This is a genomic window from Myxococcus sp. CA039A, from assembly GCF_013336645.1.
Classification (GTDB): Bacteria; Myxococcota; Myxococcia; order Myxococcales; family Myxococcaceae; genus Myxococcus; species Myxococcus llanfairpwllgwyngyllgogerychwyrndrobwllllantysiliogogogochensis.
Window position 1 is genome coordinate 11,686 of record NZ_JABUMQ010000002.1, and the last position, 8,931, is coordinate 20,616.

5 protein-coding genes are annotated in these 8,931 nt (G+C 67.3%); 3 read left to right on the top strand and 2 right to left on the bottom strand.

The window, feature by feature from the left end:
* Positions 1 to 239 precede the first annotated feature (239 nt).
* Positions 240 to 2,366 carry a S46 family peptidase gene (locus HR086_RS00460; protein WP_174464522.1) on the top strand — a complete coding sequence of 709 codons (2,127 nt, stop codon included), beginning with the start codon at positions 240 to 242 and terminating at the stop codon, positions 2,364 to 2,366.
* A 119-nt stretch (positions 2,367 to 2,485) separates the two neighbouring features.
* Here HR086_RS00460 and guaA read toward each other — a convergent pair whose 3' ends face one another.
* A complete protein-coding gene (gene guaA, locus HR086_RS00465) occupies positions 2,486 to 4,039 on the bottom strand; it encodes a glutamine-hydrolyzing GMP synthase (protein WP_141641088.1) in 1,554 nt (517 codons plus the stop codon).
* A gap of 99 nt (positions 4,040 to 4,138) precedes the next feature.
* Here guaA and HR086_RS00470 point away from each other — a divergent pair, with 99 nt between their 5' ends.
* Positions 4,139 to 4,759, top strand: a complete 621-nt coding sequence (locus HR086_RS00470; protein WP_174464523.1) for a hypothetical protein — start codon at positions 4,139 to 4,141, stop codon at positions 4,757 to 4,759.
* An 83-nt stretch (positions 4,760 to 4,842) separates the two neighbouring features.
* On the opposite strand, the gene guaB is transcribed toward HR086_RS00470, so the two are convergent.
* Positions 4,843 to 6,300 (bottom strand): IMP dehydrogenase, encoded by a 1,458-nt coding sequence (guaB, locus tag HR086_RS00475; protein ID WP_141641090.1) that lies wholly within the window; start codon positions 6,298 to 6,300, stop codon positions 4,843 to 4,845.
* A gap of 175 nt (positions 6,301 to 6,475) precedes the next feature.
* Between guaB and HR086_RS00480 the strand changes: the two genes are divergently transcribed.
* Positions 6,476 to 8,779, top strand: a complete 2,304-nt coding sequence (locus tag HR086_RS00480) for a TIGR02266 family protein (RefSeq protein ID WP_174455527.1) — start codon at positions 6,476 to 6,478, stop codon at positions 8,777 to 8,779.
* Positions 8,780 to 8,931: the final 152 nt, after the last annotated feature.

Here is an 8,931-nt window from a genome sequence, read left to right on the forward strand (position 1 = left end):
GACCCGGAGCGGCGGGTTCTCGACGCGCTGCGATAGCCAACCCTGGGGAGCGGTCATCCGCTCGAATCGTGCAATCACGGGCAGCGACATCTCGTAGGACTCCTCGCACTGACGAGGAATCCCCAGGCCGCCTGGATGTTCCAGGGGTTGGGAATTCTTCCCAGCTTTTTTCCCGGTTGACCGAGGCAGTGGGTTACCGCAGAACCGCGACACCCCCGGCCCTGGAAAGGACCTGTCCAATGAAACGGTTGTTCCTGATTGCCACCCTTGTCGGCGCCGCCCCCGCGCTGGCCGACGAAGGCATGTGGACGTACAACAACTTCCCGTCCGCGAAGGTGAAGGAGAAGTACGGCTTCGAGCCTTCGCAGGAGTGGCTCGACAAGGCCCGCCTGTCCTCCGCGCGTCTCGCGGGCGGCTGCTCCGCCAGCTTTGTGTCCGCCAACGGCCTGGTGATGACGAATCACCACTGTGCTCGCGGCTGTATCGAGCAGCTCTCCGGCGCCAAGAAGGACTACATCGCCAACGGCTTCTACGCGAAGACCGAAGCCGAGGAGACGCAGTGCCCGGCGATGGAGATCAACCAGCTGGAGCAGATCACCGACGTCACCGAGACGCTGAACAAGGCGACCGCGGGGCTGTCCGGCAAGCCTTATAGCGACGCCCTGAAGGCGAAGATGTCCGAGCTGGAGCAGGCGTGCTCCGCGGGCGACGCCAAGGTGCGCTGCGACGTCGTCACCCTGTACCAGGGCGGCAAGTACAACCTCTACAAGTACCGCCGCTTCCAGGACGTGCGCCTGGTGATGGCCCCCGAGCACGCCATCGCCTTCTTCGGCGGCGACCCGGACAACTTCGAGTTCCCCCGGTGGGACCTGGACGTGACGTTCCTGCGCGTCTACCAGGACGGCAAGCCGGCCAAGACGGAGAACTTCTTCAAGTGGTCCGAGAAGAGCGCCAAGGAGGGTGACCTCACCTTCGTGTCCGGCCACCCCGGCCGCACCTCGCGCGGGCTGACCATCGCGGAGCTGGAGTACCAGCGCGACGTGGCCATGCCGAAGATGCTCTTCATGATGTCCGAAGTGCGCGGCATGGTGACGGAGTTCCAGAAGCGCGGCCCCGAGCAGAAGCGCATCTCCAACAACCTGCTCTTCGGCGTGGAGAACGGCCTGAAGGCGACCAAGGGCCGCCTGGAGGCGCTGCAGGACAAGAAGTTCTTCGGCCAGAAGGTCGCCGCCGAGCAGGAGCTGCGCAAGAAGGTCGACGCCAACCCGGAGATGAAGAAGAAGTACGGCGCGGCGTGGGATGAGATCGCCAAGGCGCAGGGCCAGCTCGTCAACGTCCGCAAGGACCTGGCCTTCGTCGAGCAGGGCAACGGCCTGTCCTCCAGCCTGTACAGCATCGCCAAGACGCTGGTGCGCGCCTCCGAGGAGCTCCCCAAGGAGAACGGCCAGCGCCTGCGTGAGTTCAACCAGGCCAACGTGCCGGCCCTCACGGCCGGGCTGCTCAGCCCGGCGCCCATCTACCCGGAGCTGGAGATCATGCGCCTGTCATTCGGCCTGACGAAGATGCGCGAGGAGCTCGGCTCCAACCACCCGTTCGTCAAGAAGGTCCTGGGCAAGGAGTCCCCCGAGAAGCTGGCGGCCCGGCTGGTCAAGGGCTCCAAGCTCTGCGTCCTCAAGGACGTGAAGGGCTCCAAGGTCTGTGACGTGGCCGTGCGCAAGGGCCTGCTCGACGGCGGCAAGGCGGCGATTGCCGCTTCGAAGGACCCGATGATCCAGCTGGCCCTCGCGCTCGACGCGGATGGCCGCGCGGTCCGCAAGAACTACGAGGAGAACATCGACGCGGTCATCAAGAAGAACGCGGAGCTGGTCGCCAAGGCGAAGTTCGAGGCCTACGGCACCAACCAGTACCCGGACGCGACGTTCAGCCTGCGCCTGTCCTACGGCTCGGTGAAGGGCTACTTGGAGGACGGCAAGAAGGTGGAGCCCGTCACCCAGATGGCCGGGACGTTCGAGCACGCCACGGGCGAGGAGCCCTTCGCCCTTCCGCCTTCCTGGCTGAAGTCGGAGAAGCTGCTCGACGGCGCCACGGCGATGAACCTGGTCACCAGCAACGACATCATCGGCGGCAACTCCGGTTCCCCGATGATCAACAAGGACGCGGAGATCGTCGGCCTGGTGTTCGACGGCAACATCCAGTCCCTGGGCGGTGAGTACGGCTTCGACGAGTCCGTCAACCGCACCGTGGCCGTGCACAGCGACGCCATCATCGAGTCGCTGAAGAAGATCTACGGCGCCACCCGGGTGCTCGAGGAGCTGCGTCCGGGCAGCACCAAGATTCCCTCGGTCCCCACGAAGCCGGCCGGGTGATTCACCCCGCCTGAAGGGGCCCGGGCTCAACCCCCGGACCCCTGAAGCACGAAGAGGCTGCCTGGGCACGTTCGCCAGGCAGCCTCTTTCGCGTTTCCAGCGGGCACCCTACTCCCGGCTCACTCCCACTCGATGGTGGCCGGGGGCTTGGAGGACACGTCGTAGGCGACGCGGTTGATGCCACGCACCTCGTTGGTGATGCGCGTGGAGATGCGCTCCAGCACGGGGTACGGCAGCCGGGCCCAGTCCGCGGTCATGCCGTCCACGCTGGTGACGGCGCGCAGCACGCAGGTGGACTCGTAGGTGCGCTCGTCGCCCATGACGCCCACGCTCTGCACGGGCAGCAGCACGGCGAAGGCCTGCCACAGCTCCTTGTAGAGCCCCGCGGCGCGAATCTCCTCCTGGACGATGGCGTCCGCGCGGCGCACCAGCTCCAGGCGGGCTTCCGTGACTTCACCCAGCACTCGGATGGCCAGGCCGGGACCGGGGAACGGCTGGCGGTTCACCATGTCCTCGGGCAGCCCCAGCTCGCGGCCCAGGGCGCGGACCTCGTCCTTGAACAGCTCGCGCAGCGGCTCCACCAGCTTGAGCTTCATCGTCTCCGGCAGGCCGCCCACGTTGTGGTGGCTCTTGATGGTGACGGAGGGGCCCTTGTACGAGACGGACTCGATGACGTCCGGGTACAGCGTGCCCTGTGCCAGGAACCCGGCGTCCTGGATGTCGCGCGAGGCCTCCTCGAACACGGCGATGAACTCGCGGCCGATGATCTTCCGCTTCTTCTCCGGGTCCGTCACGCCGGCCAGCGCGTCCAGGAACCGGGCCCGCGCATCCACCGTCTTCAGCGGGACGTGGAAGCGGTCCACGAAGAGCCCCTCCACCTGGGCGCGCTCCCCCTGCCGCAGCACCCCGTTGTCCACGAAGATGCACTGGAGCCGGGGGCCGATGGCGCGGTGGAGCAGCAGCGCGGCCACGGAGCTGTCCACGCCGCCGGACAGCGCGCAGATGACCCGACCCTGCTCACCCACCTGGCGGCGGATGGTGGCCACCGCCTCGTCGATGAAGCCCTTCATCGTCCACGAGCCGCTCACCTTGCAGTCGTTGAAGAGGAAGGCGCGCAGCATGGCCTTGCCTTGCGGGGTATGTACGACTTCCGGGTGGAACTGGAGGCCGTAGAAGGGCTTGGTCTGGTGGGCCGCCGCAGCGAAGGGCGAATTGCCACTGCGACCAATGGCCTCGAAACCGGGCGGAAGCTCCTCCACCCGGTCTCCGTGGCTCATCCACACCTGGACCCGGTCTCCGGGTTTGAACTCCGAGAAGGGCCCGCGGGGCGCCAGGACCTCGACCTCCGCGTTGCCGAACTCACGGTGTGCGCCCCGGTCAATGCGCCCGCCCAGGAGCTTGGCGGTGAGCTGGAGGCCGTAGCAGATGCCGAGGACGGGCACGCCCGCCTCGAAGACGAACGGGTCACACCGGGGGGAACCAGGCGCCTCCACGGACGCCGGGCCTCCGGAGAGGATGATGCCCCGGGGGGCATAGCGGCGGATATCCTCCGCCGGGAGGTCCGGGCGGTGGATTTCGCAATAAACGCCCAGTTCGCGCACCCTCCGGGCGATGAGCTGGGTGTACTGACTCCCGAAATCGAGGATCAGGATCTTCTCGGCGTGCAGGTCCACCGGAGGTTCTCCAAGGGGCGTCGTTGACGGCTGGGGGCCCTTATCGCTACAAACTTCCGGAAAGCAACGCCCAAGTCCCCTCAATTGTTCGAGGTCCGGATGCTCCGCCGCCTGTCCGCTTCCACTGCTGCGACCCTCTTGTTCCTCTCCGCCTCTGGATGCGTGAAGGAAATCTCCTCCGACGAGCGACTGGACCGCGAGACCCAGAACCTGGCTGTCAAAGACACGCCAGGGGTCTCCGATCTCCAGAAGCTCACCTGTGACGACACCACCGACGCACTGGGCAAGGCCCGCAACGTCAATCGCCCCGAGACGGACCGCCTCGTCGACTACATCGAGCTGTACTCCTCGCTGCGCAAGCGGACCACCACGTTCGAGGAGGCGATGAACCGCAACCCGGACCTGAGCTACCGCGAGGGCAGCCAGCAGATCGTCAATGCACGGGACACCTGCATCCAGCAGACGGCCGACGTGAAGGTGGAGTTCGAGACCTACATGCGCGAGCTGGTGATGGTGCCCACCGTGCAGGAGATCAAGGGCGGCAACACCGTCACCATCGCCCGGCTCGACTTCAACACCCTGCGCCAGGCCATTGAAACGCTGGAGCCCGACGACAAGGACGCCCTGCTCAGCCGCGTGGCCGGCGCCGAGGGGAAGATCTCCGCCGCGTCGCCGTCCTCCGACGACTCCGGCTCCGGCGGTCGCAAGGGCCGCAAGTAGCCGCCTTCCCGGCCGAAACAACCGAGGGCCCCGCCGCCTGGCGTGGGCCCTCTTTTCGTTCCAGGAGCCGCCCGTCCTGGCGCCTACTCCACGCGGTAGTTGGGGGCTTCCTCGGTGATGATGACGTCGTGGACGTGGCTCTCCTTGAGGCCCGCCGAGGTGATGCGCACGAAGGTCGCGTTCTTGCGCAGCTCGTCGATGGTGCCGCAGCCCACGTAGCCCATGCCGCTGCGGATGCCGCCCAGCATCTGGTGGACGTTCATCGCGAGCGTGCCCTTGTACGGCACCCGGCCTTCGATGCCCTCGGGAACGAGCTTCACCGCGTCCACGTCCGACTGGAAGTAGCGGTCCTTGGCGCCCTGCTTCATCGCGCCCAGGCTGCCCATGCCCCGGTAGCTCTTGTAGCTGCGGCCCTGGTACAGGATGACGTCCCCGGGGGCCTCCTCGGTGCCGGCGAAGAGCGAGCCGATCATCACCGTGCTGGCGCCGGCCGCGAGCGCCTTGACGATGTCGCCCGAGTACTTGATGCCGCCATCCGAGATGATGGGGATGTCGTGCTTCTCCGCCTCGCGGCAGCAGTCATCCACCGCGGTGACTTGCGGCACGCCCACGCCGGCGACGACGCGGGTGGTGCAGATGGAGCCGGGGCCGATGCCCACCTTCACCGCGTCCACGCCCGCCTGGATGAGCGCGCGGGTGGCCTCGGCGGTGGCGACGTTGCCGGCGATGAGCTCGAAGCCCTTGAAGTTCTTGCGCGTGTCCCGCACCCCGTCCACCACGCCCTTGGAGTGGCCGTGCGCGGTGTCGACGACGATGACGTCCACGCCCGCCTTCACCAGCGCGTCGATGCGCGCCTCGCGGTCCGGAGACACGCCCACGGCGGCGGCGCACAGGAGGCGCCCCTTGCCGTCCTTGGCCGCGTTCGGGTTCGTCCTGCGCTTCTCGATGTCCTTGATGGTGATGAGGCCGCGAAGCTCGAAGTCGTCGTTGACGATGAGCAGCTTTTCGATGCGGTGCTCGTGCAGCAGCTTCTGCGCATCCCCCTGGATGATGCCCTCGCGGCCGGTGACGAGCTTGCGCGTCATCACCGCTTCGACCTTCTGCGTGAGGTTGGTCTCGAAGCGCACGTCGCGGCTGGTGACGATGCCGACCAGGCGACGCCCCTTCACCACGGGGATGCCCGACACGCCATGGTGCCGCATCAGCTCGATGGCGCGGCCCAGCGGGGCCTCGGGGTCGATGGTGACGGGGTCCACCACCATTCCACTTTCGAACTTCTTGACCTTGGTCACCTCGAGCGCCTGCTGCTCGGGGGTCATGTTCTTGTGGATGACACCGATGCCGCCCTCTTGCGCCATGGCGATGGCGGTGCGCGACTCCGTCACCGTGTCCATCGCCGCCGACAGGAGCGGGATGTTCAGGCGAAGGTTGCGCGTGAGGCGGGTCGACAGGTCCGCATCCTTGGGGACAACCGAACTTTCGGCGGGCACCAGGAGGACGTCATCGAAGGTGAGTGCGAGCCGGATCTCGGGGTTCAACATGGGCGGCGCTCCCGGGGCGAAGGGCCCACGAGGCACCAGCGCCCCGAGGGTGCGGTTCCATACGAGGTACGTTGTCCCCACGCAACCTGGAAGGGTGGACTTTTTGACGCCCGTTCACTCGCACTTCAAGCGATAATCCGACCGGGCTTTTCACTCACGTCTCAGGAACCGGGCTTTGACGGAATCGAATCAGGCGGCGGTCGGGTTGGTCGTGAAGCTGCCATTCGCGACGCCGGAGGAGTTCCTGGCGAAGTACGGCGGCAACGTCACCCGGGGTGGCATCTACCTGCGCGCTCGCGCGGTGAAGCCTCCGGGGACGGCCGTCACGCTGGACCTTCGGCTGGCGAGCGGCGAGCGGCTCATCCACGCGCAGGCCGTGGTCCACTTCGTCACCGGGCAGGGAGGCCAGGGCGTGGTGGGCATGGGCCTGCGCTTCCTGGGGATGGACCCCCAGACGCGCCGCTTCCTCGACTCGGCGGTCGCCGCCCTGCCCCACGCCCAGTCGGACGCGCCCCCGGTCCCCACGGGCGTGGGTGCTCCGGACTACACCGTCCCACCTCCGCCACGGCAGGCGAATCCCCAGGTCGTCGCCGCCCAGGTCGCCCCCCCTCCGGGCGGAGTCGCCCCGGTGCCCGCGACGATGATGTCGGACGCGGCGTTGGACCTGAACACGGCGGAGCCCAAGCGCGCGGGTGTGGTGATTGGCATCGACCTGGGCACGACGAACTCGTGTGCCGCCTATGTGCGCAACGGCAAGCCCGGGGTGCTCAACAGCCGCGAGGGCCACAACACGGTGCCCTCCATCATCGCCGTCAACACGCGCGGCAAGCTGGTGGTGGGCCACCCCGCCAAGGGGCAGATGCTCACCAACCCCCGGCACACGGTGTACGGCGCCAAGCGCCTGGTGGGGCGCGCGTACGAGTCCGCCATCGTCGGGTCCATCAAGGACAAGTTCCACTACGAGATCACCGCGGGAGAGAACGGTGACGCGGGCGTGAAGCTGTCGGACCGCGTCTACACGCTCCAGCAGATCTCCGCGCTCATCCTGCGCGAGGTGCGCGAAGTCGCCCAGAACCAGCTGGGCCAGCCCGTGTCCCGCGCCGTCATCACCGTCCCGGCGTACTACAACGACAACCAGCGCCACGCGGTGCGCGAGGCCGGCAAGCTCGCGGGGCTCTACGTCGAGCGCATCCTCAACGAGCCCACCGCCGCGGCGCTCGCGTACGGCTACGGCCGCAAGCTCAACCAGCGCGTGCTGGTGTACGACCTGGGCGGTGGCACGTTCGACGCGTCCGTGCTGGAGCTGGCCGACAACGTCTACGAGGTCATCTCCACCGGCGGCGACACCTTCCTGGGTGGCATCGACTTCGACAACGCCATCGTCGCGTACCTGCTGGAGGAGTTTCAGAAGAAGACGGGCCGGGCCTTCCAGGGCGACCGGGTGGCCATGCAGCGCATCAACGACGCGGCGGAGCGCGCGAAGTGCGCGCTGTCGGAGCGCTCGGAGATGCGGGTGCATGTGGCCTTCGTCACGATGATCGAGGACAAGCCGTACGACCTGGACGTCACGCTCACGCGGCAGAAGCTCATCGAACTCACCGAGGGCCTCGTCGACCGCACCGTCCAGGTCTGCGAGGAGGTCCTCCGGGTGAAGAACCTGGGCCCCAAGGACATCGACGAGGTCATCCTCGTCGGAGGCCAGAGTCGCTTCCCGCTGGTGCACGAGAAGATCACCCGCTTCTTCGGCAAGCCTCCGAGCAAGGGCGTCCACCCCGACGAAGCGGTGGCCCTGGGGGCCGCGCTCCTGGCGCACAGCCTGGGGCAGCTGGAAGGCGTGGTGCTCATCGACGTGCTCCCCATGGCCATTGGCGTGGGCCTGCCCGGTGGACGCTTCAAGCCCGTGCTGGAGCGCAACACCTCGCTGCCCTCCACCAAGAGCTACACCCTCTCCACGCACCGCGACGGCCAGACGGAGCTGGAGCTCACCGTGTTCCAGGGCGACTCCGACAAGGCGTCCGACAACGAGTACCTGGGCACGCTGAAGCTCGCGGGACTGCCCAAGCTCCCGCGTGGCGCCGTGCAGGTGTCCGTGACGTTCGAGGTGAACAACGAGTCACTGTTGAAGGTCACCGCGCGCGAGTCCTCCTCCGGGCGCGAGGTGACGAGCACCTTCTCCACGCGCGACACGCCCGACGCCGTGAAGGCGAAGCTCGCCCAGTTGGACGCCGAAGGAACGGCCGCCGCGGCACAGGCGACGGGCTCCACGCCGACGCGCACCGTGAGCACGACGGGAACAGGCACCGCCAGTCCGGCGCCGATGAGGGCTCCTGCGGGCGTGACAACTACCTCGGCCCCACGAATCGCTCCTCCGAAGGTCACAGCCGCGCCGCAATCCAACGTCCACGCGGTACCGGCCTTGGTGAGCGCGAAGTCGCGAGGCTTCGTGCGATGGCTCAAAGGCTTGTTCGGTAGGGCCTGAGTCTCGATTTCTTGCTGAGAGTGGATCAGTCGTCCTTCCACTTTCACGCTGGGAATGAAGATGCATGTGGGTAGTCGTTGAGGCCCGCGATTGTCGGCCTCGCCTGTTATTAAGCCGCCGGCCGCAATCAGCCCGGACGAGCTCCACACCCC

Excerpts from the sequence above, each read along its gene's own strand:
- HR086_RS00470 (WP_174464523.1), top strand. The coding sequence starts at position 4,139 with ATGCTCCGCCGCCTGTCCGCTTCCACTGCTGCGACCCTCTTGTTCCTC.
- guaB (WP_141641090.1), bottom strand. The coding sequence starts at position 6,300 with ATGTTGAACCCCGAGATCCGGCTCGCACTCACCTTCGATGACGTCCTC.
- HR086_RS00460 (WP_174464522.1), top strand. The coding sequence starts at position 240 with ATGAAACGGTTGTTCCTGATTGCCACCCTTGTCGGCGCCGCCCCCGCG.